General features: G+C 59.2%; 26 protein-coding genes. 16 read left to right on the top strand and 10 right to left on the bottom strand.

What is annotated here, in order from left to right; genetic code table 11:
* Nucleotides 1-10 precede the first annotated feature (10 nt).
* On the bottom strand, nucleotides 11-787 hold the full coding sequence (locus tag G6L97_RS27510) for a DeoR/GlpR family DNA-binding transcription regulator (RefSeq protein WP_010974787.1): 777 nt from the start codon (nucleotides 785-787) through the stop codon (nucleotides 11-13).
* A 231-nt stretch (nucleotides 788-1,018) separates the two neighbouring features.
* On the opposite strand from G6L97_RS27510, the gene G6L97_RS27505 reads away from it, so the two are divergent.
* From G6L97_RS27505 to G6L97_RS27480, 6 genes are all read left to right on the top strand, one after another.
* Nucleotides 1,019-1,288, top strand: coding sequence for a hypothetical protein (locus G6L97_RS27505; protein ID WP_174004655.1), 270 nt, complete (start codon nucleotides 1,019-1,021; stop codon nucleotides 1,286-1,288).
* Between the two features lie 39 nt (nucleotides 1,289-1,327).
* Entirely contained in the window at nucleotides 1,328-2,980 is a 1,653-nt protein-coding gene (locus G6L97_RS27500; RefSeq protein ID WP_174004653.1) for a Na/Pi cotransporter family protein, read from the top strand.
* Between the two features lie 51 nt (nucleotides 2,981-3,031).
* The gene (gene gtfA, locus G6L97_RS27495; RefSeq protein WP_065698651.1) at nucleotides 3,032-4,489 is read left to right on the top strand and encodes a sucrose phosphorylase; all 1,458 of its coding nucleotides are present in this window, start codon (nucleotides 3,032-3,034) and stop codon (nucleotides 4,487-4,489) included.
* Between the two features lie 217 nt (nucleotides 4,490-4,706).
* Nucleotides 4,707-5,411 carry an autoinducer-binding transcriptional regulator TraR gene (gene traR / locus G6L97_RS27490; RefSeq protein ID WP_010891527.1) on the top strand — a complete coding sequence of 235 codons (705 nt, stop codon included), beginning with the start codon at nucleotides 4,707-4,709 and terminating at the stop codon, nucleotides 5,409-5,411.
* Between the two features lie 29 nt (nucleotides 5,412-5,440).
* A complete protein-coding gene (locus G6L97_RS27485) occupies nucleotides 5,441-5,770 on the top strand; it encodes a hypothetical protein (RefSeq protein ID WP_010891528.1) in 330 nt (109 codons plus the stop codon).
* A 102-nt stretch (nucleotides 5,771-5,872) separates the two neighbouring features.
* Nucleotides 5,873-7,612 (top strand): methyl-accepting chemotaxis protein, encoded by a 1,740-nt coding sequence (locus G6L97_RS27480; RefSeq protein ID WP_174004650.1) that lies wholly within the window; start codon nucleotides 5,873-5,875, stop codon nucleotides 7,610-7,612.
* 158 nt (nucleotides 7,613-7,770) lie between these two features.
* On the opposite strand, the gene G6L97_RS27475 is transcribed toward G6L97_RS27480, so the two are convergent.
* The 5 genes from G6L97_RS27475 to traA all read right to left on the bottom strand — a co-directional run bounded on the left by G6L97_RS27475 (nucleotide 7,771) and on the right by traA (nucleotide 14,263).
* Nucleotides 7,771-8,079, bottom strand: coding sequence for a transcriptional repressor TraM (locus G6L97_RS27475; protein ID WP_003523843.1), 309 nt, complete (start codon nucleotides 8,077-8,079; stop codon nucleotides 7,771-7,773).
* 525 nt (nucleotides 8,080-8,604) lie between these two features.
* Nucleotides 8,605-9,234, bottom strand: coding sequence for a TraH family protein (locus tag G6L97_RS27470; RefSeq protein WP_010974898.1), 630 nt, complete (start codon nucleotides 9,232-9,234; stop codon nucleotides 8,605-8,607).
* A gap of 13 nt (nucleotides 9,235-9,247) precedes the next feature.
* On the bottom strand, nucleotides 9,248-10,444 hold the full coding sequence (locus G6L97_RS27465) for a conjugal transfer protein TraB (protein ID WP_010974790.1): 1,197 nt from the start codon (nucleotides 10,442-10,444) through the stop codon (nucleotides 9,248-9,250).
* Nucleotides 10,434-10,964 (bottom strand): conjugative transfer signal peptidase TraF, encoded by a 531-nt coding sequence (gene traF, locus G6L97_RS27460; protein ID WP_010974897.1) that lies wholly within the window; start codon nucleotides 10,962-10,964, stop codon nucleotides 10,434-10,436. The genes G6L97_RS27465 and traF overlap by 11 nt, the downstream gene beginning before the upstream one ends.
* Nucleotides 10,961-14,263, bottom strand: coding sequence for a Ti-type conjugative transfer relaxase TraA (gene traA, locus G6L97_RS27455; protein ID WP_174004720.1), 3,303 nt, complete (start codon nucleotides 14,261-14,263; stop codon nucleotides 10,961-10,963). The genes traF and traA overlap by 4 nt, the downstream gene beginning before the upstream one ends.
* A 258-nt stretch (nucleotides 14,264-14,521) precedes the next feature.
* Here traA and traC point away from each other — a divergent pair, with 258 nt between their 5' ends.
* The 6 genes from traC to G6L97_RS27425 all read left to right on the top strand — a co-directional run bounded on the left by traC (nucleotide 14,522) and on the right by G6L97_RS27425 (nucleotide 18,782).
* On the top strand, nucleotides 14,522-14,818 hold the full coding sequence (gene traC / locus G6L97_RS27450) for a conjugal transfer protein TraC (protein ID WP_003523837.1): 297 nt from the start codon (nucleotides 14,522-14,524) through the stop codon (nucleotides 14,816-14,818).
* Nucleotides 14,819-14,822: 4 nt separating this feature from the next.
* Nucleotides 14,823-15,038 carry a type IV conjugative transfer system coupling protein TraD gene (gene traD, locus G6L97_RS27445; RefSeq protein WP_174004648.1) on the top strand — a complete coding sequence of 72 codons (216 nt, stop codon included), beginning with the start codon at nucleotides 14,823-14,825 and terminating at the stop codon, nucleotides 15,036-15,038.
* The gene (traG, locus tag G6L97_RS27440; RefSeq protein WP_174004646.1) at nucleotides 15,025-16,974 is read left to right on the top strand and encodes a Ti-type conjugative transfer system protein TraG; all 1,950 of its coding nucleotides are present in this window, start codon (nucleotides 15,025-15,027) and stop codon (nucleotides 16,972-16,974) included. The genes traD and traG overlap by 14 nt, the downstream gene beginning before the upstream one ends.
* Nucleotides 16,975-17,391: 417 nt before the next feature.
* Entirely contained in the window at nucleotides 17,392-17,871 is a 480-nt protein-coding gene (locus G6L97_RS27435; RefSeq protein ID WP_174004718.1) for a thermonuclease family protein, read from the top strand.
* Between the two features lie 237 nt (nucleotides 17,872-18,108).
* Nucleotides 18,109-18,366 carry a WGR domain-containing protein gene (locus tag G6L97_RS27430; RefSeq protein WP_174004644.1) on the top strand — a complete coding sequence of 86 codons (258 nt, stop codon included), beginning with the start codon at nucleotides 18,109-18,111 and terminating at the stop codon, nucleotides 18,364-18,366.
* A 137-nt stretch (nucleotides 18,367-18,503) separates the two neighbouring features.
* Nucleotides 18,504-18,782: an HU family DNA-binding protein gene (locus G6L97_RS27425; protein ID WP_003523830.1), complete on the top strand. Its 279-nt coding sequence runs from the start codon at nucleotides 18,504-18,506 to the stop codon at nucleotides 18,780-18,782.
* A gap of 40 nt (nucleotides 18,783-18,822) precedes the next feature.
* Here G6L97_RS27425 and G6L97_RS27420 read toward each other — a convergent pair whose 3' ends face one another.
* From G6L97_RS27420 to G6L97_RS27410, 3 genes are all read right to left on the bottom strand, one after another.
* Nucleotides 18,823-18,993 carry a hypothetical protein gene (locus tag G6L97_RS27420; RefSeq protein ID WP_003523829.1) on the bottom strand — a complete coding sequence of 57 codons (171 nt, stop codon included), beginning with the start codon at nucleotides 18,991-18,993 and terminating at the stop codon, nucleotides 18,823-18,825.
* A gap of 320 nt (nucleotides 18,994-19,313) precedes the next feature.
* The gene (locus tag G6L97_RS27415; RefSeq protein WP_156619724.1) at nucleotides 19,314-19,631 is read right to left on the bottom strand and encodes a DUF736 domain-containing protein; all 318 of its coding nucleotides are present in this window, start codon (nucleotides 19,629-19,631) and stop codon (nucleotides 19,314-19,316) included.
* A 472-nt stretch (nucleotides 19,632-20,103) separates the two neighbouring features.
* The gene (locus tag G6L97_RS27410; protein ID WP_174004642.1) at nucleotides 20,104-20,589 is read right to left on the bottom strand and encodes an NUDIX hydrolase; all 486 of its coding nucleotides are present in this window, start codon (nucleotides 20,587-20,589) and stop codon (nucleotides 20,104-20,106) included.
* A gap of 131 nt (nucleotides 20,590-20,720) precedes the next feature.
* On the opposite strand from G6L97_RS27410, the gene G6L97_RS27405 reads away from it, so the two are divergent.
* From G6L97_RS27405 to G6L97_RS27390, 4 genes are all read left to right on the top strand, one after another.
* The gene (locus tag G6L97_RS27405; RefSeq protein WP_156619723.1) at nucleotides 20,721-21,572 is read left to right on the top strand and encodes a DUF4160 domain-containing protein; all 852 of its coding nucleotides are present in this window, start codon (nucleotides 20,721-20,723) and stop codon (nucleotides 21,570-21,572) included.
* Between the two features lie 62 nt (nucleotides 21,573-21,634).
* Entirely contained in the window at nucleotides 21,635-23,041 is a 1,407-nt protein-coding gene (locus tag G6L97_RS27400; RefSeq protein WP_010974890.1) for a HEPN domain-containing protein, read from the top strand.
* A gap of 80 nt (nucleotides 23,042-23,121) precedes the next feature.
* Nucleotides 23,122-23,364 carry a hypothetical protein gene (locus G6L97_RS27395; RefSeq protein WP_003524955.1) on the top strand — a complete coding sequence of 81 codons (243 nt, stop codon included), beginning with the start codon at nucleotides 23,122-23,124 and terminating at the stop codon, nucleotides 23,362-23,364.
* The gene (locus G6L97_RS27390; RefSeq protein WP_174004640.1) at nucleotides 23,336-23,956 is read left to right on the top strand and encodes a zeta toxin family protein; all 621 of its coding nucleotides are present in this window, start codon (nucleotides 23,336-23,338) and stop codon (nucleotides 23,954-23,956) included. Before G6L97_RS27395 ends, G6L97_RS27390 begins: the two co-directional genes overlap by 29 nt.
* 91 nt (nucleotides 23,957-24,047) lie before the next feature.
* On the opposite strand, the gene G6L97_RS27385 is transcribed toward G6L97_RS27390, so the two are convergent.
* Entirely contained in the window at nucleotides 24,048-24,365 is a 318-nt protein-coding gene (locus tag G6L97_RS27385) for a DUF736 domain-containing protein (protein WP_041699416.1), read from the bottom strand.
* Nucleotides 24,366-24,410 lie beyond the last annotated feature (45 nt).

Below are 24,410 nucleotides of genomic sequence, written 5' to 3'. Positions count from 1 at the left end.
GCCGTCGAACCTAGTTCGCAACAACGAACTTCTTCCGCAGCTTTTCCGGTATTGTCTCAATGATGGTTCGGGTTCCAGAGTCGGTGACGATCACACCGACATCCTCGATCCTGGCCGTCACCGAGAGGCTCGATTTTGTGAATTTCGAATGATCCGCGACGACGATCACGCGGCTCGAAACTTCGATCATGGCGCGAGCGACACTCGCGTTCACGGGCGACGACGTACAGATCAATCCGCGATCAACATCGATCGACGCCGCGTTGAGAATGAGTTTGTCGACATTGAACTGGCGGATAAATTGCTCCGCCAAAGGGCCGCGGAAGGAGCGGTTCGTTTCGGTATACTCGCCCCCGACCGAATAAATGCTTTTGCCCTCCCCTCTCGTCAATTCCTCGACAATGTCGAGACCATTCGAGATGAAGGTGAGGTTTCTGCGGTCAGCGAGCTTCTTGGCAACTTCCAGCGCAGTTGTACCGGCGTCCAGAAGAACCGTGTCACCCTCGACGATCATACCGGCAACGACTCCGGCTATGGCCGCCTTCTCCGCCCGATTCCAGACGGCGCGGGCAGCGTTCGGCTTGTCCTGTGTAACCTGCGTGACGCTGACCGCACCGCCGTGAGTTCGACGCAAGAGTCCGGCCTCGTGGAGTTCGCTCAAGTCGCGCCTCGCGGTGGCCACCGAAATCTGGAAGTGCTCCGTCAATCTGCCGATAGCCAAAAACTGCTCATCGCGCAAAAGCTCAACGATTTTCGCCTGGCGGTCCTGAGTTGAGTTGAACACCAATGCTTCCCTTCCAACAAGAAATGGTCTATATCGCTCACACTATGAGCGTAATCGTTCTTCGTCAAATGAAAGTTTGGTGACAGTTTTGTTGCAACGCACCAATACATTACAAGTGATTACGCATTGTTGGGGATCAAGAAGCTTCGGGTAGGTAAGCAGAAGCCTTTGTTAATGTGATCGAAATCGCTCACTTTCGCACCGCACCAAGATCGTAAGCTTCTAGGAGGAGTGATGACTCATTCATGTCGAACTGCCGTCAACAAAACCGGCGCGGATCAGCGCTACTCCGCACGACAACAATACGAAACCAGTTGGAATTCATCTTGCCTGCGATACGGCGCGGGCAAGATGCCGGTGGGCAGCTCTCCTCCCTGCTCGCCCACCGGCACCCTCATCAACCGCAAGCTGGACAAGGTCTGCGACGAGAACCGCTTCCCTCTCGAGACAAATCAAGACGGCACCCGTCTGGCCGATCTCTGTTGCGAGCAGCCGCTTGGCTGATCAAGGCTTACTTCCAACAGAATTAGCGAGAGGCGCGACTTGGAATCGACAATCGTTCTCATAAATCTCTGCGGCGCCGTCGCGTTGCTGCTGTTCGGCCTGGCCCAGGTGAAGGACGGAGCCTCCCGTGCGCTTGGGGCCAGATTGCGAACGGGCCTCGCCTCCGGCACGAAAAGCAGCGCCCGGTCGTTTCTATCAGGGTTCGTCGCCACAGTCGCGCTTCAGAGTTCTACAGCGACGGCGCTGATGGTCTCCTCGTTTGTGGAACGAGAGCTTATCAAGCCTCGCATGGCGCAGGTCGTCCTCCTCGGCGCCAATGTCGGAACGGCGGTCACCGCCTGGATCGTCGCAACGGGCATCGAATGGGTGTCCCCTGCCCTACTCTTCGTCGGCATCATTCTCTATCGAGGCGGTTCGACCTCCAGGCAGGGCGCCGGAACAGCGTTGCTCGGTATCGCGCTGATGCTGCTGTCACTACACCTACTCAGCAACGCGACCGAGCCGCTTCGCCATTCGCCGGCGCTCGCAGCGTTTATCGGCCTGCTTGAAAACGCCTGGCCGGTCGCGATGATCTTTTCCGCGGCCATCGCATTCGCTTCATCTTCAAGCTTGGCTGCGGTCGTTCTGATTTTGTCGTTGACCTCCACCGGAATCCTCTCTGGCGGGCTTGTCGTAGCGCTGGTTCTTGGAGCCAATTTCGGTGGCGCAATACCTCCGGTGATCGCGTCGTTATCAGCATCGGCGGCGGCCAAGCGGGTCACACTAGGCAATCTGATTGTCCGGGCAATCGGCTGCCTGCTGATCCTGCCAGTGGCCGATATTTTGGCCAGCTGGCTTTCGATGTTGCCGGTCCCAGCGTCCAAACTTCCCGTGGACGCGCATCTCGCGTTAAATATCTGCCTGGCTCTCCTGGCCATGCCGTTTTCCCGCCTTCTTGCACGGTGGATGGGGGTCCTCATCCCCGCGTCCGAACAGGCTGACAACACACCGAAATTCCTCGATCCGGATGAGCTATCAACACCAGTCGTAGCACTGACGAGTGCTGCACGCGAAGTGCTTGGCGTTGGAGACCTGATCGAAAGAATGCTCTTGAGAGTGTCGGACGCGTTCCAGCAGAACAACGCCGCGAGATTGAAGGAAATTGCGCAGCTTGAGCGCCAGGTCGACCGGTTACAGCAGGAGGTCAAGGTTTACTTATCGAAACTCGGCCGTACTGGACTGTCGGAAGACGAAGGCCGACGCTCGATCGTCATCATCGACTACGCCATCAACCTCGAACATATCGGGGATATTGTCGAGAAAGGTCTGCTGCCCGAGGTCACGAAGAAGATCGCCCACGGTTTGAAATTCTCTGATGACGTCTTCTCCGAACTAACACAACTCTTCCAGCTCACCGTCGATAATCTCCGGATCGCACAAACAATCCTTATCACCCGGGACATCAATCTCGCGCGTCAGCTCATGGAGCGGAAAGTCGAAGTCCGGCACATGGAAAAACAGTCTTCCGAGCGCCACCTGGAACGTCTGCGCGACGGGCGCACCGACAGCCTTCAAACCAGCTCGCTTCACCTCGACATCTTGCGTGATCTCAAGCGGATCAACGCGCATATCGTCTCGGTTGCTCACCCGATCATGGACGAGCAAGGATTACTGGGCGAGAGCCGTCTCATCGCGGGCGGCTCTGCAGACTGAGTGAAAGAAAATCAACTCGTCCTCGTAAGACGACACATACTGGAAATTGAAATGCAAAACAAAGTGCAGTTTATCACCTATGTTGACCGCCTGACCAGAGGTGGTTTCAGGCAATTGAAGGAACTGGTCGATGGCAAGTTCGCTGGCCTGTTCGGCGGCGTCCATGTCTTGCCTTTCTTCAATCCGATCGATGGCGCTGATGCCGGATTCGATCCAACAGATCACACGATCGTCGATCCGCGCCTCGGCGACTGGGAGGATGTGCGGGCTTTGTCGGGATCCGTGGAAATCATGGCCGATCTTATCGTCAACCATGTCTCATCGCAATCCGGCGCATTCACGGACTTCATTGCCAAGGGTTCGGCGTCCGAATTTGCCGACATGTTCATGACGTTCGAAAAGGTATTTCCCGATGGCGCCACCGAAGAAGACCTTCTGAGGATCTATCGACCGCGCCCCGGTTTACCGTTTTCGAAGGTGACCCTGGCTGATGGTACTCAGCGGATGCTCTGGACAACCTTCACACCGGAGCAGATCGACATCGATGTCCACAGCGCCAAAGGCACAACCTATCTCGAAACGATCCTCGATCGCTTTTCGGAGGCGAATGTGACGGCGATCCGCCTCGACGCCGCGGGATACGCGATCAAGAAAGCGGGCAGCAGTTGCTTCATGATCGACGATACCTACGCATTCCTCGAAGAAGTGGCTGGAAAGGCCCGCAACCGCGGCATGGAGGTTCTGGTCGAGATTCATAGTTATCATCGTGACCAAATCGAGATCGCGAAGAAGGTCGACCGGGTCTACGATTTCGCACTACCACCGCTCATCTTGCATGCATTGTTTACGGGAGACGCCACGCCGCTGGCAAAGTGGCTGGCAATAAGCCCCCGTAACGCGATCACCGTTCTCGACACCCATGACGGGATCGGCGTTATAGATGTCGGCGCCCGTAGCGACGGCCGGGCGGGCCTCCTCGAACCCCAGGCGATCGACAATCTTGTGGAAGAGATCCATAGGCGATCGGATGGCCAGAGCCGCCAGGCGACGGGGGCCGCTGCATCGAATCTGGACCTTTATCAGGTAAACTGCACCTACTATGACGCGCTTGGTCGCAACGATAATGATTATCTCATCGCTCGGGCAATTCAGTTTTTTGCTCCAGGAATTCCGCAAGTCTATTATGTCGGTTTATTGGGCGGCGTAAACGATATGGACCTGCTCGCCAAAACGGGCGTGGGGCGTGACATTAACCGGCACTATTACGGCAACGACGAAATCGGTACGGCCCTTGAGACCCCGCTCTTCCATCGCCTTTCAAATCTGATCCGTTTCAGGAACACCCATCCCGCCTTCGGTGGAGCGCTCAAGGCCACCATTGCTGATGCCGGAGCGTTGGTGCTTTCATGGCAACACGGCGATGCTTTTGCTGAATTGAAGATCTCATTTGCCGACCGCAAGGCGAGCATTGCCGCATCTGGTCAGAGCGAGATGCAGATCGTCGAGTGAACTGCACGCAAGTGCCGCTTCCCCGGCTCGATAGCATGTACAGGGGGATAGTACGGATATTCGTGAAGCGTTGGAGCATGTATGCCTCGTGGAAAAATGCTTCGGCTCAGCCTGAGTTGTCTGGGTAAAAGAGGATGAAAGCAGATTCAGCCCGGCGGTCGGCTGCTGGGAGCAAACGTTAGAGTAGGCATCGCACACCAGCATATGGGGGTATGGAATGCAGCACTGGCTGGACAAGTTGACCGATCTTGCCGCAATTCAGGGCGACGAGTGCATCCTGAAAGATGGCCTTGCCGACCTTGCCGAACATTTCGGCTTCACCGGCTACGCCTATCTCCATATCCAGCACAAACACACCATCGCGGTCACCAATTATCATCGTGACTGGCGATCGGCTTATTTCGAGAACAACTTCGACAAGCTCGATCCGGTCGTCAAGCGCGCGAAATCCAGGAAGCAAGTCTTTGCCTGGTCCGGCGAACAGGAACGATCGCGGCTATCGAAGGAAGAGCGTGCCTTCTACGCGCATGCGGCCGATTTCGGCATCCGCTCCGGCATCACCATTCCGATCAAGACCGCCAACGGATCAATGTCGATGTTCACGCTGGCGTCGGAAAGGCCGGCGATCGACCTCGACCGTGAGATCGACGCGGTCGCAGCCGCGGGCGCCGTCGGGCAGCTCCATGCCCGCATCTCTTTCCTTCAGACCACTCCGACAGTGGAAGATGCCGCCTGGCTCGATCCGAAAGAGGCGACCTATCTCAGATGGATCGCCGTCGGCATGACAATGGAGGAAGTCGCAGACGTGGAGGGCGTCAAGTACAACAGCGTCCGTGTCAAGCTCCGCGAGGCCATGAAGCGCTTCGACGTTCGCAGCAAGGCCCATCTCACCGCCCTCGCAATCAGAAGAAAGCTGATCTGAAAACGTGACAGACAAACCAGGGGAGAGGAATGATGTCAGTAACTTCCTATACGTTCTACATCTATTCTCAGGCGACTGCCGATGATCAGGCGCACTGGCTGCACGGGCACACCACCGTTCAGTTTTTCGATAGCCTGGAAGCGGCCCGGCAGGAGATAGTCAAGTTGCACGAAGACCTAAGCCAGGATCTCGACCTCACGTGGCGTCCGCTCTATCTCGAAAAAATCGAGACCCGGGCCGTCACAAAACACCTGCTGCTGTCTTTGCTCAATCGCAACATGGAAGCGCTTATCGAGCGGCACATGATTGTTGATACAATCTCCTCCTTCTCTTCGAGCGCTTTAAGCGGGCATAATTGATGGATGCCAGTTCCATGTTTAAATGAAGATTAAACATCGTATGCAACTATTCGCGCTCTGCCGCGACCTTCGGTCCGGTAAGTATCCTTGGGAGGTCGCCTAGTGAATATTCTCAATCGTGGTGCCAATGCATGCGCGGTACTTGCCGCCCTCTCTAAATCTCAAGCCATGATCGAATTCGATCTGACCGGAAGGATACTCACCGCCAACGACAATTTCTGCCGGGCGCTCGGCTATGAGCTATCCGAAATTATCGGCAAACATCACAGCATGTTCGTTGAACCGGACTTTGTAAAATCGGCGGATTATAAGGCGTTTTGGGCGAAACTCGCCGCCGGCAACTTCGACCAGCAGCAATATAAGCGCATCGGCAAGGGCGGCAAGGAAGTCTGGATCGAGGCGTCCTATAACCCTGTCATGCGCCGTGGCAAGCCGGTCAAGGTTGTCAAGATCGCCACCGACATCACCGCCCAGAAGCTGAAAGTTGCAGAAGATGCCGGCAAGATCGAGGCTTTGTCGCGGGCGCAGGCGATTATCGAGTTCACGCCGACCGGCGACGTCCTGACCGCCAACGAGAATTTCCTGTCCGCCCTCGGATATTCTCTGAGCGAGATCCAGGGCAAACACCATTCGATGTTCTGCGAACCATCCTATACCGCGTCGCCCGACTATCGGAATTTCTGGAAGATGCTTGCAGGCGGGGATTTGATGGCGGACGAGTTCATGCGGCTCGGCAAGGGTGGTCGCAAGGTCTTTATCCAGGCATCCTATAATCCGATCTTCGATATGAACGGCAGAGTTTTCAAGGTCGTGAAATTCGCGACCGACGTGACCACCCGGGTCGAAAACGTCGAACAGCTCGCGGGCTGCCTGAACAGGCTGGCGGACGGTGACCTGGCGCAGCAAATCGAAAAACCGTTCATCCCCTCGCTCGAACGTTTGCGCACCGATTTCAACGCCGCCTCCGACAAGCTGAAGCGCGCGATGGCGACTGTCGCCGACAACGCCAGGGCGATCTCCGCGGGATCCAGCGAGATTCGGACCGCCGCCGACGAGCTGGCAAAACGCACCGAGCAACAAGCCGCCTCGGTCGAGGAGACCGCCGCTGCGCTCGAGGAAATCACCACAACGGTCAAGGATTCCAGTCGTCGGGCGGAGGAGGCTGGCCAACTCGTTGCACGCACCCGCGAACATGCAGAGCATTCCGGGGAGGTGGTGCGCGACGCGATCGGCGCCATGGATCAGATCGAAACGTCCTCTCGCGAGATCTCCAACATCATCGGTGTCATCGATGAGATCGCGTTCCAGACCAACCTCCTGGCGCTGAATGCCGGTGTCGAAGCGGCCCGTGCCGGCGAAGCGGGCAAGGGATTCGCGGTCGTCGCGCAGGAAGTCCGCGAGCTCGCGCAGCGATCGGCCAAGGCCGCCAAGGAAATCAAGACGCTGATCACCTCGTCGGGCAGCCAGGTCCAGAGCGGGGTATCGCTTGTCACGAAAGCCGGTTCCGCGCTGCAGGAAATCGCAACCCAGGTCCACGACATCAACACGAATGTCGTCGCGATTGTCGAAGCGGCACGCGAGCAGTCGAACGCTCTCGGTGAGATCAACAAGGCCGTTAACAGCGTCGATCAGGGAACGCAACAAAACGCCGCGATGGTCGAGGAGCAGACGGCGGCCAGCCACAGCCTTGCTCGCGAGGCCGCCGCGCTATTCGAGCTGCTGGAGCATTTCAGGTTCGATGATAGCGGCCGAACGCAAGCGTTTGCTGGCCAGGTTCATCAGCCATCCGTCGCGCCAGTCGCCAAACAGTCGACCCGCGCTGCCCAGGTCTTCGCTGCGTAGGGTTCCACCGCAGTCGTTATCAAAGAGACCGAACGGAGGAGCTCGTGTCAGGCCGCCTTTCCTCCGATGAAGATAGCGGGTCTGAGCTGCCGCAATAGTTCAGGGTATGACATCATAGCCCGCTATAAAAATTAGCCATGAGACAAACGGAAACCGGTTCAGTTCACGGTGGCGTTCGGGATATAGCCAAGAATGCTGATCAGCGTGCTGACAGCGCTCATCTGCGCGTGCATCTCGATACTGGCCTCGATGTAACACAGATGCTGTGGGCCTCCGACTTCCTTTCCCGACTTATAGCTTTCCGGCAGGGCCTGGAAAAGTTCGTCGGCCTTTTCGACCAGTCGTCGATGCGCACGGATTGCGTCTATGGTCAGTTTCTCGAGGTCAGCCGGGTGTAGTCCACGAGTTAAGCCGACCAGTGGCCGGAGCTCAACTTTTTTCGTCAATGTTGCATCTTCCGATTCCATTCCTGACCTAACCCTGGTTTTGTCTGCGGTGCGCCCCCGCTGACGTTGAACCCTTTGAACCCTAGCCGGGGGTTAGAATCCGAGATGAATCGGCCCTGAGACCTTTAGCACCGAGGCGCCTGGACATGAGTCACAGGCCCCCGGCCACAAGGTCAGAGGGTTCCTGGCACCGTTTCGGTCAGCGCCAACCGTTCATCTGCGGATTCTAAGCCGCAACACAGCGCGTACTGCGTCATGCCCTTTATAAGAGCCATTCCAAAGAGATGCCAGCGCCGATCGACAGAACGACGGTGCAAATCTTCACATGCCCACCTCGATGCAAGGCACAAAATACCTCAAGGCCTATGCTTTCGAAGAAGAAATCAACGCGACTTGCGACCAGGGTTAGAATGCATTGTTGAAGCGTGACGACACTTAGTTGTTTTCCGCCATGGTCTCATTAACTGCGATTCGCTTGGCACACGGACCGAGCAATTTTTCGCTCCTGGCCCGCGTTCATCGACGCAGACGCGAGGAACCTGTTCCTCACTTCCCGCGCGCGCCGATGCCGGAAAGGTCGATCCGAATACCGGCCTTGTTCGGGTCAGCTGGTTCCGCCTCGAGTGCAGTATCGACGTTGCCGCCCTTCATCTTGTCACTACCGGCTTCGGACGTTTCCGCTTCCACCCCAGGATCCGGCTCTGGCAGCTTCACGTCGCCCGGATCGGCTGCCCGGAACACCGCTGTCCCCTCGAAATACCCCGTTTGCCATGCGATGATCGCGTCTTCAAAAACCTGCGGAAGGACCTCGCTTTCGGTAGGGTTACCGTACCATTTGGTGACGATACGATAGACTTTGGCGAACAGGGCCGTGCCCATTTTGATGTTTTCGCAAGGCTCGATCAGGTCCGGCTTCAACTGGCCCGCCTCGACGATACCGAGCCCGGCGGGATACTGCGTCAAGCCGACCCGAACGATATTGCGACCGAGGTTCTGGCGTATCAATGCGAGCGCCTCGTCCGGCGTTGTCGGCCTCGGCACAAGCACGATGCGGTTGCCGGAGCGGACAGTGACCGCGAGCGGGTCCGGCGCCCCTGCCCGTTCGATGAACTGTTCGACGATCGCGGGTTTCAGGCCGGGATCGCTGCATTCCTTGATGAGGGCGGAATCGACCATCGCGAAAGTCTCCTTATGTGTTGAAAGCCGTGACGACGGGTCGCCCGAAGAGTTTCGCCCAGGCGATCACGCCTGCTTGTTGGATGGCGACGATCGACGTTCCCTCGGTCCACCATCCGTTGCCCGTGGCGACGATGGCGGCGGGGGAAAACAGCATCGAGTGCAGTATGGGCCAGACGATGAGCTGCTCGTAGCAGATCAGCGGCGCGATCCTCGTGCCAGCGAGATCCACGGCCGGGTTGGCGAAGAAATGCGCTTGAGCGCCACCGCCCTGCCCGGTCCATTGCAACCATGGCTGCCACATCGATACCGGGATCGGCATCCGCTCGCGATAGAGGATCCGTGTTTCACCCTCCGAGACCGTCACCATGACGTTGTCGTAGCCGCCCGGATCGATGACGGCCGCGCCGGCGATCACGGTGACGTCCGCCCCTCGCAAGCCCGCCTGCCAAAGCCGTGCGACAGTCGGGGTCCATAAGCCGAGGGCGCTTTCGGGAAGAACGATGACACGGGTTTCCGCTCCTGCCGCCGCGCGCACCGTTGCGATCAGGTCACGGTGATGGTCAAGCGAACCATCACGTCCAAGCGTTTGACCCTGTTCGAGGTCGACGCCTTTCCATCCATCCGGTAGGACAGGTTGCGTCCACGTAGCGGCGGACCAGAACCAGAAGCCTCCCAGGGCAATGGCAGCAGCCGGCCAGTATCGCGATGTCATCATCGCGAGGCCGGCTGTGGTCGCACCCAGCCCCCACCATCCAAAGCCGGGAAACAGAATGCCCGCTGCGGTTAGTGGATGCGCCCACCCGGTGATGCCGAAGGGCGGCAGCCCCATCAGCACCGCGGCCGCAAGGTAGCGCACCGGCTTTCCCCAACCCAGAGCGCCCCTTCCCGGAAGCCTCTTTTGCAAGCGCGCGGGCCAGAACGCCGCATGCACGGCGACAAAGCCGGCCGAGGCCGCCAGCCATAGCAGGAGGCCGTGCCAGAAATCGGCGGCGTAGAAGTTCGCCACACCCTGCGGCAGGCCGCGCGAGGCGGTGAGGAAGTACCCGGCAGACACCGCGCCCGCAACCAGTCGTGATGGAGATTGCGCCCATAGCAACGGAAAGAGCATGGCTGTCGGAAGAAGGAGGGCCTCGCCGCTCCAGCCGACCGCTCCGACGGCGATCGAAAGCAGGATCAGGAGCGCCACACGCCAGCGGTCACGGGTCAAACGTGAACACCGGCCGCGCCAGGCCGAGAAGACCGCTGTCCGGGATCGGGCCGAAGTATCGTGAATCATAGGAACTCGCAAAGGAAGAATGGAGAAATAGAAATCCTGGCGGCACGACGCCGCCGGCGAAGGGCGCGATCGCCCTGCCCTCGCTGTCCGTCGCGCTGACAGTGGAAGCCGATACGGGATGACCGTCGATGACAATCCGATCGGCGATTTCGACGCGCTGACCGGGAAGCGCCAGAACGGACTTTATGAGCGGCGCGAACCAACCTGGGCAGAGCCCGGAACGGAGATAGCCGCGTAGCCAGGCTTCCTCGAAGAAGGCGTTGTGCGGCGGGCAGACAAACACCAGATCGCCGGACTGAACCGGGCGTCGGAGCTTTTCCACACGCCAGAGCCCAAGGGGTTCGCTCGGCGTGACGTTCACTCGATAACCACCGATGAGCCCCATGACGGTGGCGCCGCTCAAGACGAGGCCTGCGACACCGAGAAACCGGATGACAGCGCGTTTGCTCATTGTTTCAGCACCGGTGCCTGGCGCAACGTCTGCCGCAATTCCTCGGCCTGTTTCAGCGACTGCACGGTGCGCTCGTGGGCGGCGAGCTGCTGGGCCGTGCGCATGATCGGCCAGGCTTGCTTCAACTGCTCTTTCTGCTCCGGCCGCATACCATCGGAGAGTTTTTCGTACAGCTTTCCGGACGGCTCGCGCGCCACGTTGCTCAGCAGGGTCCGCTCCCCGAAGCGTTCGGTAACAGCCTGGTTGAACCCGTCGATCTCGAGCTTGGTCTCGCGATTGCTGAGCGCATATCCAAGGGCCGCCGGCAGATCGTTCCGGTCGATCGCGTCGCGCACGCGCTCAAGCACCAAGCGTGCGGCCGGCGAGAGCGCCGGGATGTCGATCGAGACGCGCTGGCGCAGGGCTTGTTCTTCGGTCACTATCCGCAGCGTCGCGGTCTCGCGCATCCGCAGATATTGCTCCAGATCGCGCTTCAGGGCGGGAACATTGACCTCTGCGACGCGGCGCGCCTCGCGCTCCGTCTTGCTGGCCAGAATACCGGTCTTGCCCTTCAGCGCCCCGATCGATGCCGGCTCCGCCTCAAGCTTCTGCAAGACCGCTTTCGCTGCCTCCTTATCTGCCAGAACCGTATCGAAGTTGACGGCGCGGAAGGCGGTTTCGGGATCGGCGAAGACGTAGCGGAAGCGCGCCGAGACCTCCTCCCATTGCTGCTTCAGCGTGGGATCGGCGCCGAGCTTGTCACCGACCGTATCGGCAACAGAGCCGGAGAATGTCTTGATGCCTGTGACCATGGGCGCGGCCTCCTTCATCGTTTGGGTTTTTGGGGATTGGTCGAGGCCGAGGCGCTCACCGAGCGCACGAAGCCTATGAACGAGATCGGAAACCTTTGTTTTTTGGCGCAGCGTCCAGTCGAGCCGGTCGCGCAGCATTGTTCGAGCCACCTGCATGATGTGCAGGCCACGGTTTTCGGCAAAGCGCAGCGCCTCGCGGTAGAGTTTGCCGCGCTCGTAATCGAGCGTCGTCTCCTTGGCGTTCTTTCGGGAAAGAACCTTGGCTATGCCACCGTTGAAGGCGAAGGAACGGCGTCCGTAATAGAGCTGGAGATCCTCGCGATGGCGGGTCATCGCGACATAGGTCAGATGCCGATCGAGCGAGAGAGAGGCCAGCACCTTGACCCTGTCGACAGTGGCGCCCTGAGACTTGTGGATGGTCGTCGCATAGCCGTGATCGAGATTGCTGTAGAAGCGTTGTTCGACCACAACATGCCGCCGATGATCCCGATCCCCGACCACCGCAACGATGCGGTTCGGCACAGCCTCAACGACATGGCCGATCATGCCGTTCTTGACCCCAAGTGAGGTCTCATTCTTCAGGAAGACGATCTGATCGCCTGCGTCGAAACGGCGTTCGCCGTCAGCCGTTCTGAAGACGTGGCCCTCGCCGACGATGCCGCGCTCGACCAGCTTCTCGCGCGCCATGACGTTGAGCATGCGCACGTCGCGGCGCAGATGGGCGAGGATCAATGTCGTCTTCGTCTGATCGTAATCACGGTTCCAGTCGGCGATCAGGCGCTCAACCGCTTCCGCCTTCAGACGTTCGCCAACAATTCTCGCATTGGCATTGTAGAGCGCCAACGCCTTCTCGACATTGCCGCGCGCCAGATCGAGCGACGCCTTGCGCATCCAGTCCTCGCGCTGGCGATAGATCGTTTCGAGTTCAGCGTAACCAATCCGATCGACAATGGCGCGGAAAGCGGCCCCCGCTTCGATCGGCTGAAGCTGCTCGGGATCGCCGACTAGCACGATCTTTGCCCCTGCCCTGACAACGGCATCGACAAAGCCCGCCATCTGTTTCGAGGCCACCATGCCGGCCTCGTCCATGACGAAGACGGTTTTATTGTCGAGCACGTCACGACCGCGGTTCCAGCGCAGCTCCCAGGAGGAGAGCGTGCGGCTCTCGATGCCGGCTTCCTTCTCCAGACCCTCCGCCGCTTTGCCGGCGAGCGCGCCACCGACGACACGATATCCGGCCAGCTCCCACGCCTCCCGCGCCGCCTTCATCATCGTGGTCTTACCAGCACCCGCGCGTCCGACGACCGCGGCGATGCGGGCCGGACCGGCGATGCACTCGATGGCTGCTTTCTGTTCCTCCGACAGCCGCCCATGCCGCCCAAACGTCCCTGCGAGCACCGCCGTGGAAACGGCATGCGTTTCCTTGTCCGACAGCCACATCGCCTGTCGCGCCATCGTCGCTTCCAGCCGGATCATCGCCCGTGTCGAATAGCGCGCCGGCACTTTCTCTCCGGTCGCGAACTCGATCGTGTCGCGCTGCAGCCGTAGCACCTCCGGATTCAGGATGATGCGCAACATCAGCTGCTGGAAGACGGCCGGATCGTCGACATAGCGGTGCAGCACTTTCGCGACATCGCGTTCATCGAAGACGCTCTTTTCCCGCATGATCAGGTCGAGCACGATGGCTGGATTTTTGAGGATGCGGCGGGTGTTTTCCGAGCGGCGTTCTTCGTTCAGTTCAATCCTTTCGAGCTCCGGCCGAACACCCTTTTGTTCCGCTTTCCGCGAGATTGCCTTGGCGCCAACTCCGAGATGGATCGTCGGTTCGAGGTCGATTCCCTGCTTCTCGTAGGAGCGGCCATCGATCTTGAGATCGATGCCGCCAAGCGTCAGGTGATGGTTCAGCCGTTCGAACCATCCATCGCGCAGGACGTTGAAATCGTCCGTCGAACCGGCCCAGAGTTCGTAGAGGATTTTGCCGGATTTCGTGCGAACCAGCTGGCCGTCCTCACCAATGACCGCTACCTTCTTGGCCCCGAACCCGTCCTCGGTCAGCGGCCGCAATGTGGTCATCAGGTGGATGTGCGGATTGCCGGGATTGTCGTGATAGACCCAGTCGGCGACCATGCCCTTCCCCAGGATATGTTTCTCCACGAAATCACGGACCAGGGCGATGTTCTGCTCGGATGTAAGCTCCCGCGGCAGTGCAATCGTCAGGTCGCGGGCCAGCTGCGCGTCGGAGCGTTTTTCGAAAGCCTCGACCTTGTTCCAGAAGGCCTCAGAGGCCCCGGCGACAGAACAGTCTGCAATCAACGCGCGGACCCATTTCGGGGCATCCGCCGGGAGTATGAATTCCTCATGCACCAGCCCTTGCTTACGGGTGTAGTCGATGGTGCGGGCCTCGCGCTCGTATTCCATCTTCGCGCAGTGCCGGTAGGCCGCAGACAGCACCACGCTGCGGCCGTCGCCGCGGCTGACGATGCGGGCTGAGAAGTGGGCGATGGCCACTGCGGTAAAAGCTCCCGTTTGAACGTCGTTCGTCGGGAGCGGTGAGGCCACAGTGGGCCCCTGTTTGGCCCCCTACGCAAGGCGTCGCGTCAGCGACGTATAATTGCGCCCTTGGATCCGCTCTCGTCGAGCGGCGGGATCATCCTCCAAAGTGTCGGCTTTGCCGACGTGCAGATCTGCACATTTCTTGCGAAGTGCTTTTGAGGAAATCTTGCAGCGGAACAGACGCCGCAGGATTTCCAGGGAGATGCGACCGGAATGAAGAAACCATCATCGAAGATCAGGGAAGAAATTGCCAGATTGCAGGATCAGCTGAAACAGGCCGAAACACGCGAGGCCGAACGAATCGGCAGGATTGCGTTGAAGGCCGGTCTTGGTGAAATCGACATCGAGGAGTCACAGCTTCAGGCAGCCTTCGAGGAAGTCGCCAAACGGTTTCGTGGCGGCAAGGGCTCGGCGACCGGAAAGAGACAAGCCGGAGAGAGCCGGACCGGTAACGAGCCGTCCGCGGCGCTCGCGTCTGGCGCGGATGAAGGCGGGTCTGGCGAGGCTTGAACGGATGGCAAAGTCGATGACGTCAGACGCACGCAAGAAGGACACCCGCGTAAAAATCGAGCTCGGCGGGCTGATCGTCAAGGCAGGACTGCGTTACGAAAAGCGGGCGCTGCTGCTCGGGCTGTTGGTCGACGGCGGCCGCCGGCTCAAGGGCGACGAAGAAGAGCGGTCACGCTTGACCGCCATCGGCGCGGAGGCGTTCGGCCATGACGATGAATAGGCTTTTGCTGATGATCCTGCCGGCAATCATAATGCTCGCGGCGATGTTCGCGACATCCGGGATGGAGCAGCGACTGGCGGCATTCGGAACGTCCCCGCAGGCGAAGCTGATGCTGGGACGCGCCGGGCTCGCGCTCCCCTACATCGCTGCGGTGGCGATCGGCATAATTGGCCTCTTCGCCGCGAACGGATCGGCCAACATCAAGGCCGCCGGTCTGAGCGTGCTGGCCGGAAGCGGCGTGGTCATTACCATCGCAACACTGCGCGAAGTAATCCGCCTGAATAGCATCGCAAGCAGCGTGCCGGCCGAACAATCGGTTCTGGCCTATGCTGATCCGGTGACGATGATCGGCGCAAGCATTGCCTTCATCAGCGGAATGTTCGCGCTGCGTGTCGCGATCAAGGGCAATGCCGCGTTCGCAACAACAGCGCCCAAACGGATCGGCGGCAAGCGGGCTGTGCATGGCGAGGCCGACTGGATGAAGATCCAGGAGGCGGCAAAACTGTTTCCCGAACGAGGCGGCATCATCATCGGCGAGCGCTATCGGGTTGATCGCGACAGTGTTGCCGCCATGCCGTTTCGCGCTGACGATCGACAAAGCTGGGGCGCTGGCGGCAAGTCGCCGCTGCTCTGCTTCGACGGTTCCTTCGGATCGTCGCATGGCATCGTCTTCGCCGGCTCCGGCGGTTTCAAGACGACATCGGTGACGATCCCGACCGCGCTCAAATGGGGCGGCGGGCTTGTCGTTCTGGACCCGTCAAGCGAGGTCGCGCCGATGGTCTCGGAGCATCGGCGTCAGGCCGGCCGAAAGGTGATCGTGCTCGATCCGACAGCCGGCGGTGTCGGCTTCAACGCCCTCGACTGGATCGGCCGTCATGGCAATACGAAGGAAGAGGATATCGTCGCCGTCGCCACATGGATCATGACCGACAATCCGAGGACGGCATCCGCCCGCGACGACTTCTTCAGGGCGTCGGCGATGCAGCTCCTGACGGCTCTGATCGCCGACGTCTGCCTGTCAGGGCACACGGAAGCGGAAGACCAGACGCTGCGCCGTGTCCGTGCCAACCTGTCCGAACCGGAACCCAAGCTGCGCGCGCGCCTGACAAAAATCTACGAGCAGTCGGAATCGGACTTCGTGAAGGAGAATGTATCAGTCTTCGTCAACATGACGCCGGAGACTTTTTCGGGTGTTTATGCCAATGCGGTGAAGGAAACCCATTGGCTGTCCTATCCCAACTATGCCGGACTTGTATCGGGCGACAGCTTTTCGACCGACGATCTCGCCGACGGCGGAACGGACATCTTCATCGCGCTCGACCTGAAGGTGCTGGAAGCCCATCCCGGCCTCGCGCGTGTCGTCATCGGCTCGCTGCTCAACGCGATCTATAACCGCAACGGCAATGTGAAGGGTCGCACCCTCTTCCTGCTCGACGAGGTGGCGCGTCTCGGCTACCTGCGCATCCTCGAAACCGCCCGCGACGCAGGCCGCAAATACGGCATTATGCTGACGATGATCTTCCAGTCGCTCGGCCAGATGCGTGAGGCCTATGGCGGGCGTGATGCGACGAGCAAATGGTTCGAATCCGCATCATGGATTTCGTTTGCCGCGATAAACGATCCCGACACCGCCGACTATATCTCGAAGCGCTGCGGCGACACCACGGTCGAGGTCGACCAGACCAACCGTTCGACCGGAATGAAAGGATCGTCTCGATCGCGATCGAAGCAGCTCAGTCGCCGGCCATTGATCCTGCCGCATGAAGTTCTGCGCATGCGCAGCGACGAGCAGATCGTCTTCACCTCCGGAAATCCTCCGCTCCGGTGCGGGCGCGCCATCTGGTTCCGGCGTGAAGACATGAAAGCCTGCGTCGGCGAGAACAGATTCCATCGAACCGGAACCGCTCCGAACGCAAACGAACCTGCACAGCCCTGACAGAAGGAAAGGAAACGCCCGTGAGGCATTGGAGAAAAATCCGGTATTCGCTGATCGGCCCGCTGATGATCTGGGTCGTGTTCATCATCGCCATGCCGTTTCTCGGCATGGGCGCAATTATCTCTCTCGGGATACTTTCGCCCCTTAGCGAGGCGATCCTGAAAGCCGAGACTATGTTTTGCGTTCTGATCCTTGCACCGCTCGCAGCCCTTGCCGAGATCGCGCCGCCTATCGTGACGAGAGAAGAGGTGCGGTGGCGCAATCGCAACAGCGAGACGCTCTTCGAAGGTGCCGTGATATGGGAAGACATTGCGTTTCTGCGGCCCATCCTGAACCGGATACGTTCAACGAGGGGAAGCGTCGGCAGCAGGCGGACGAACGCGACACTGCGGCGAATGCTAGAACGGTCAGCACGTGATGCATCGGTCGATGTGGGTTGCCTTGCTCGTGGTTGGGCTCGGGGTTGGCGGCATGTTGTGCTTCGAGCGCACCGGCGGGCTGGATCGGACGGTCGCGCTCACCTCTGCTCCTGCAGAGGACACGCTTTCAGCGTCGTTCTCGATCTGTGGTGAAGACAGCCGCATGAACTGCGTCGTCGACGGCGACACCTTCTGGTTCAAGGGAGAGAAAATCCGGATCGCCGATATCGACACACCTGAACTCAGCCCGCCCCGTTGCACGGCAGAACGGGTCAAGGGCGAGGCGGCCAAAGCACGTATTCTGGTTCTCCTAAACGCTGGCCCATTCTCGATGAGCACGGGCTTGCGAGACGAAGACAGGTATGGTCGCAAGCTCGGGACTGTCAGCCGTAAAGGGCAATCGTTTGGCGAGATTCTCGTGGGAGAAGGCCTTGCGCGTCGATGGGACGGTGCGCGTCGAAGCTGGTGCGATAGCTGACCGCAAACCAGGCCGTTCCAACGTTATCATCCGCCGGCACGGCCGGCCATGCGAGAGGATCGTTATCCGAATGGAACGAAACCGCATGGCGGGTTCGGTGCGCCTGCGCATAGAGCCGTGCGGCGAAGCCGTCTCGCCCAGTCCCCGTTTGATATCATCACGAAGATGAATCGGTGACACCGGATCGATTCAGATAACTCGTTGGACGCGGCTTGCCGAGATAGCAACAATGAGGGCATGGAAGACACGGAGATATGCCCGGTTCATCTTCACCGCGTTGATGCGGCGCAGAACATGCGGCGCTTCTACATGCTGGCGATCCAGCCGACACTGTTCGGCGGGGCTTCGGTCATCCGCAACTGGGGCCGGATCGGATCGGGCGGCCAGACGATGATGCAGACCTTCGATCGTCCGGACGATGCGAATACAGCACTCTCCCGTCTCGAACGAACGAAGAGACGACGTGGCTATGGGGACGCGGGCAGCACCGAATAGCCGGTTCAATAGACCGACTTCCTGCATTTCCTGTGGCTTTCGCTGATCTTACGGGCGTTCTTGCCTTTCTGCCCCTTTCTTCGCCACATCTTCATTGTCAAAGCTGAAGGACCGAAAACCAAAGAGGCCCGTCCTTCATGACCACGACCAACGAAATCGCCGACAAGATCGCAGCCGAACAGAACCTCCCCAAGGCGCAGGCCAAGACGATCGTCGAAAGCGTCTTTAAACAGATCACCGACGCGGCGCTTGCTGGCGCTGAAACGTCGATACCATCGTTTGGAAAGTTTAAGCTGAAGGACACTCCGGAGCGCGAGGGACGCAATCCGGCGACCGGCGCGACGATCAAGATCGCGGCGTCGAAGAAGCTGACGTTTACACCCGGCAAGGCGGTCAAGGACGCGCTGAACGGCTGAAGCGACCACGCTGCCGAAGCGGCAGCATGATGGAAGCCTCCTAGAAAGGAGGCTCCGCGCTGACGCGGCCGTCCTGCTCGGCCTCGATGGCTGCAAGCTCGGCCTGCACCATCTCCAGCTCCGCCGCGATCTGGCGGCGCTCGGCCGGATCGCAGGCATTCCTGAGTTCGGCCCGAAGCTCTTCGCGCTGAATTTCGAGAGAAATCGTCATCGTCGTCTCCTTGACGTTTGTGAAAGACGACGGCGCGCGTCATGGCGAAGCGGAGGGGTCCAGCATCGCGGGACGCGACCGCCGGAGGCGGCGAGTGGAGGAACCGATTTGCGGAAGCCGCCAAAGGCGGGAGGAGCAAATTGGAGGCGCCGCTCGTGCTGGACGCCTTCGGTTCGCCATGGCACCATTGGACGAACTGAGCAGCTCACACCTCCTCGTATGGCACCGGAAAAGCCGGAAGCAGGCTCGATGCCTGCGCCCGGCTTCGTCAATGGGAACGAAAAAAGAGCCCCGCCTTTCGGCGAAGCTCTTCGGGGTGATCAGGCCTCCCGCTTTGGGCGACTCCAGATGAGGGCGTATTCGCCGTCCTTCTCGCCCGGCCAAAGGGCTGCGGTGATCGGGGCATTGAAGCTCGGGTCGTCGAGCTTGACGGAGATGAAGGGCTCGCCGTCGTTGGAGACCTTGTTCCAACCCGCGCCGACCTCGACGCCGTTGCCGGCGGTGATGCGGAAGTCCGGAGCGTCGCGCGAGACGCGCTCGATGGGGTTCAGGCGGGCCTTCATGCTGACTGTGAGCGTGCGCACGTTGCCGATGATGGAGTTGTTGCCGTTGGTGGTGAATTCGCCGATGACTGCCATTGTCGTAACCTTTCCGGTTTGCTCGGGCCGCGCCTATCGCGTCCTCGATGACGGTGTTAAGACCGACGGCGATCGACGCCGCACCGCTGGCGGCCGGAACGAAGTGGAGGACGGCCGGGAGCGGCTTTCTTGGCCCGCGAGGAATGCGAACCTGTTCGCAGGGGAAGAAAGTTGCGTATGGCCGTTGCGGCCAAGGCGATCGAGACGAAGGCGTCCTTCGGTCACACCAGATTCATCGAGGTCTGCGTGGGTGTGGCCTGTCCGAACCGGACCGACCACGACATGCCGCGAGACCAATCGTTGAACTCACCACCAGCACGCCGCTGGCACAATCGTTTTCGGCACCCTGCTCACACTACGTCACGGCTGCGGCCCTGCGATTTCGTTCGACGCCTTCGCCGATGGGTGCGGGTGCGTCTGAACTACCTGTCGTTCGACAGTCGAGCGATGCCGAGACGGCTCTGACTCGACGTCATGAACATCGCATTGCTCCACGCGTCGAATAGATAAGGAGGTGTCGAACCGGCTGTCGCTGTACGAACTCGGCCTGCACATGCTTCAGCACATGGCGTTGACCCGCAAAAGGCACCATCCCCAAGGCCGTTTCGAACGGCACCCATCGAAACTCGCTATGTTCGTGATTGATGACAACAGTTGCCCCAGCATCCACGAAACCAACGAAGACCGGCAGCATGCTGATTGCGTCGCGATCCGCCTCATAGAACTGCTCACATATGTCTGCCGAATAGAGCTGACCACAAGTCAGGCCGGTTTCTTCACGAACTTCGCGCAGCGCTGCTTCCCACGCTTTCTCCCCCTCTTCAATTCCACCGGCAATCTGGCACCAGTCGCCGATCAGCGTGCGATTCCGGCGTAAAAGCAGTACCTCGGGTCCAGCGGCGACGTTGCGAAGAAGTACGACGGATACGGCAAAACATCGGATCGGAATTTCAGCCATCTGCTGCGCTTCCCTTCATTCACATAGTTTCCGGCAGACCTAAGCGACATCAATCCATCAGGGGTAAACATTCGCATTTCGATGGTCTATAGCAGTTTGCAACTTCCAGTCATTTGTCTCCCGGAATAACAATGATCCTTTTTCATCATACTTCTGTTTCCCTTGCCGAGGGAATTTTGGCATCGCAGCTCAACCAGGGTCACGTCACCAGGCGGTCCGGAGAGCCATTGCGCGACGTCGTATGGCTGACGATCGATGAAAGCCACGAGGGGCACGGACTGACGACGGGAGAACAACTCGATCCAGTGCACCGTTCTTATGTTGAAAAAGTCGAGCAAACGAAGCTTCGCCAGGGGCGTGTGTGGACGGCCGATAAGACGCGCATCAGAATTAAGGTCAAAATTCCGACGCGGGACCGCAAGCTTTTCAACTATTCTGCCTGGTCCCGGAAAAACGACGGTCCGAGGTTCGCGAAGTTCATGGGCCTTTCCTGCGTCGAGTCCGTGGCGGGTCTGAACGCTTCGGAGCTGGAAAGGTTGATGTTGATGACAGCGACGAAAGAAGAGACCTGGTATCTCTCGTTCCGGCCCATCGATCCTAAGGAATTTGAAGAAGTATTATACCGGACGGAGGACGGCTACATCCCGTATGACTTCGAACTTCACGGCCGCCACGAGCTTGAGAACGTGGGAATTTATACGGCAGGGAAGGCGGCCTTGGAGGAATTGCGCGAGGTTGTCGCGTCGCGACACGGGTATGACCGTGCAAGTGCTGTCGTAACCTGTGCTGATCTCGCGATGCCGGCAAACGTTGTCGTTCGTGGCGGAGGAATCAACGTGGCTTTCAACCTCGACACCCTCCGGCGACTTGAAGGTAGCGCCGGCCCGTACGAGGAGGAGATTGTAGCCTGGATTGAACGGCATCGTTTGGATCTCAACGAGGCCTGGCAGAAAAGCCGGACGCAGCTCATCAGCTACTCGTAAAATTCGGCGATTTTTGCCGCTTCGATTAACCTTCTCTGTCCAAACTCCATCATGGTGAGCAGTTGCGCCATCCCTCAATCGCCACGGTCGTCACTCCGCAGTCAAAGTCGGTCAACCAGTCCGACGCCTTCCTTGCCAGCAAACACAATCAGCTCAATCTGTTCAACTCGATCGATCATCTGGTTACGGATGAGAAGAAACTCAGCGACAGTGAACGGGGCGCAATCGAACACCATATCGTAAATATTCGCGCGGCTATCGCCCGATCGCTGTGGTCAAAGGAAATTTATGTCGGTACGTCTCTCTTGGATGAGCATGTTCTCGCATGCGCTAAGCAAGGTGGGGGTGGCGTTCCCGGAAAAATGCTGAGTGATCTCGCTTCGGCCGGAGTCGAGCGTCCCGGGTTCGTCCTTTATCCGCTAACCAGCTTCGGCATGAAGATGGAGATGCTGCCCTGGAGGAATTCGGGACTGAAAAGCCACATCCTGTTTCGTGCGGCCGGGTTTGCCGTCAGCGCCCAGACCAATTCAGTCGCGCGGGCACATGACCGCCTGATCGAAATGGCACGCGGGTTGGGCATACGGCAACGTATAGAGCGAGGCGACATCGAACATTTCTCGCATGCTGCGCAATGGCTTAAAACCAACCCGTTGCTGCTCGTCAAGCTGACATCGCACACGGGAGACATGTATGAAAACCAGTTTGTCTACACCCTCAAGATCCGGTCGGCTGCGTCCGCGCTCCTGATGCTTCACGCGCTGTCGGTCGAGCGGGACGGCTCGATCGACAAATTCAGCTCGTCCGCTCACGTCAACAACTGGGAAACACTCGACATCCGCCACTATCTGATCGGGGAAGGTCGACGCTCTGGAAAGATTGCCACCCGGCGCGTCCCCATGAACGTGTCGGCGCTGGATCTCGCGAGACTGTCGGATGTCGCCGCCGTAGTCTCGACAGAGGCGATGGAGACGAACACGATGAAGCGTTTCGAAAGACAAATCGTGGCTGCGCTCAAGACTGTCGAGCAGGGATATTTCCGGCACGTCCATCTCACGGCCGGCTCAAAGATGGAGGCGAGGTTCTACAAGCGCATCGTCACCGCGCTCGACTGGTTCCGACAGTCATTCGGTTCACATGCCAACGAGTCGGAGGCGATTGTCGCTCTTGCGGTGGCGTTCGAAACGTTGCTCACCGACCACTATCAGCCAGGCGTGGCGGAACGCATCAAGCGCCGGGCTGGAATTTGCATGAAAGGCGTTCCCCGCGTTTCCTCCTATCAGCAAAGTATCATTGAACTCTACCACGCCCGCGGCAGCATCGTTCACACGGGGGAACTTGGCCAAGCCGCGAACGTAGAACGTGCTCAGGCAGCGTTTGCGCGATGCTTCTGCAGTCTCGTCTCTCGCCTCCCAAGCGGTCGGCTACCGAACAGCGATCCCGTTCGCAACCTGCTCGGCGACACCGGATGAATCGAGAGTACGCATTAGGAGGACTGGTCTTTTCGTGCTCTATGATGCTTGCTATATTAAGGTGAAAAATTGGAGCAGACATGGCAAAAGTCGTCGTCAAAAAGCTTAATGGCCCTAAGTCCGGAGTGCGTGGCAAAGCGGTTACGGAGAAACGGGTTCGGGATTCGAGCAGCGGGCAGTTCGTCACTGTGCGGACGATCGACGCAAAGAGCCAAACTTTCGGGCAAGATCTTACCTATGTCTTCAGCAGGAATGTCGCCAAGGCCCGCCGTGATAATAAGGCCGTGACTGGCGTTGTCGATCGTGCGCCTGAAAAAGCTTGAGCAGCCCGTCTTTCTGATTGTTGCTGGCCCGAACGGATCCGGTAAGAGCAGCGTCTACGCAAATGCGGATCTCGAGTTGGAAGGGCGCTCCGTATGGATCGTCAACCCCGATCTTCTCGCCGCCCGGATCCGTGAGGTAGAAAACAAACCACTTCCGGAAGCCAACTTGGTTGCTGTTCAGCGCATTGAGGCCTGGATTCAGTCATCGATATCCGTTCATAAGACGATCGGGGTAGAGACCGTTTTATCGACGGATAAGTACCGCCGTCTGGTTGAGGCGGCTGAAGCCGTGGGATTTGCCATCTGGCTTTTCTACACCGTTTTGGACAGCCCGGAGCGGTCGATCGAACGTATCAAACTTCGCGTTGCGAAGGGTGGACACGACGTTCCGGCTGATAAAGTGCGTGCCCGTTACGCAAGATCGCTCGATCAACTCCCGTGGTTTCTCGAACGAGCTGACAGAGCCTGGATTTGGGACAATAGCGGTGCGACGCCCAAGCTGATCGGCGAAAAACAGGATGGTGTGATCGGCCTTGATGAGAATGCTCTCGCGGTCGTCGCTTCAGCTGTGAAATCCATCGCGACCGAGTGATGAAATGGGCTCGATGCCCACCTCCGGCTTCACCATGTGAGAAAAAGACGAAAAAGAGCCCCGCCTTGTCGAGCGGAGCTCCTCTGGGTGATCAGGCCTCCCGCTTCGGGCGGTTCCAGATGAGGGCGTATTCGCCTTCCTTCTCGCCCGGCCAAAGGGCTGCGGTGATCGGGGCGTTGAAGCTCGGGTCGTCCAGCTTGACGGAGATGAAGGGCTCGCCATCGTTGGAGACCTTGTTCCAACCCGCGCCGACCTCAACACCGTTGCCGGCGGTGATGCGGAAGTCCGGAGCGTCGCGCGAGACGCGCTCGATGGGGTTCAGGCGGGCCTTCATGCTGACTGTGAGCGTGCGCACGTTGCCGATGATGGAGTTGTTGCCGTTGGTGGTGAATTCGCCGATGACTGCCATTGTGGTAACCTTTCCGGTTTGCTCGGGCCGCGCCCATCGCGTCCT

Origin of the sequence: Agrobacterium tumefaciens (assembly GCF_013318015.2) — a bacterium.
Taxonomy (GTDB): Bacteria; Pseudomonadota; Alphaproteobacteria; order Rhizobiales; family Rhizobiaceae; genus Agrobacterium; species Agrobacterium tumefaciens.
The sequence above is the reverse complement of the archived record's forward strand: the minus strand, read 5'-3'. Positions and strand labels throughout refer to the sequence as shown.

Bases quoted from the DNA above. Each gene is read 5' to 3' on its own strand.
- G6L97_RS27505 (WP_174004655.1), top strand. From the start codon at position 1,019: ATGACTCATTCATGTCGAACTGCCGTCAACAAAACCGGCGCGGATCAG.
- gtfA (WP_065698651.1), top strand. From the start codon at position 3,032: ATGCAAAACAAAGTGCAGTTTATCACCTATGTTGACCGCCTGACCAGA.
- traR (WP_010891527.1), top strand. From the start codon at position 4,707: ATGCAGCACTGGCTGGACAAGTTGACCGATCTTGCCGCAATTCAGGGC.
- G6L97_RS27485 (WP_010891528.1), top strand. From the start codon at position 5,441: ATGATGTCAGTAACTTCCTATACGTTCTACATCTATTCTCAGGCGACT.
- G6L97_RS27475 (WP_003523843.1), bottom strand. From the start codon at position 8,079: ATGGAATCGGAAGATGCAACATTGACGAAAAAAGTTGAGCTCCGGCCA.
- G6L97_RS27470 (WP_010974898.1), bottom strand. From the start codon at position 9,234: ATGGTCGATTCCGCCCTCATCAAGGAATGCAGCGATCCCGGCCTGAAA.
- traF (WP_010974897.1), bottom strand. From the start codon at position 10,964: ATGAGCAAACGCGCTGTCATCCGGTTTCTCGGTGTCGCAGGCCTCGTC.
- traC (WP_003523837.1), top strand. From the start codon at position 14,522: ATGAAGAAACCATCATCGAAGATCAGGGAAGAAATTGCCAGATTGCAG.
- traD (WP_174004648.1), top strand. From the start codon at position 14,823: ATGGCAAAGTCGATGACGTCAGACGCACGCAAGAAGGACACCCGCGTA.
- traG (WP_174004646.1), top strand. From the start codon at position 15,025: ATGACGATGAATAGGCTTTTGCTGATGATCCTGCCGGCAATCATAATG.
- G6L97_RS27435 (WP_174004718.1), top strand. From the start codon at position 17,392: ATGCATCGGTCGATGTGGGTTGCCTTGCTCGTGGTTGGGCTCGGGGTT.
- G6L97_RS27430 (WP_174004644.1), top strand. From the start codon at position 18,109: ATGGAAGACACGGAGATATGCCCGGTTCATCTTCACCGCGTTGATGCG.
- G6L97_RS27425 (WP_003523830.1), top strand. From the start codon at position 18,504: ATGACCACGACCAACGAAATCGCCGACAAGATCGCAGCCGAACAGAAC.
- G6L97_RS27420 (WP_003523829.1), bottom strand. From the start codon at position 18,993: ATGACGATTTCTCTCGAAATTCAGCGCGAAGAGCTTCGGGCCGAACTC.
- G6L97_RS27415 (WP_156619724.1), bottom strand. From the start codon at position 19,631: ATGGCAGTCATCGGCGAATTCACCACCAACGGCAACAACTCCATCATC.
- G6L97_RS27410 (WP_174004642.1), bottom strand. From the start codon at position 20,589: ATGGCTGAAATTCCGATCCGATGTTTTGCCGTATCCGTCGTACTTCTT.
- G6L97_RS27405 (WP_156619723.1), top strand. From the start codon at position 20,721: ATGATCCTTTTTCATCATACTTCTGTTTCCCTTGCCGAGGGAATTTTG.
- G6L97_RS27395 (WP_003524955.1), top strand. From the start codon at position 23,122: ATGGCAAAAGTCGTCGTCAAAAAGCTTAATGGCCCTAAGTCCGGAGTG.
- G6L97_RS27385 (WP_041699416.1), bottom strand. From the start codon at position 24,365: ATGGCAGTCATCGGCGAATTCACCACCAACGGCAACAACTCCATCATC.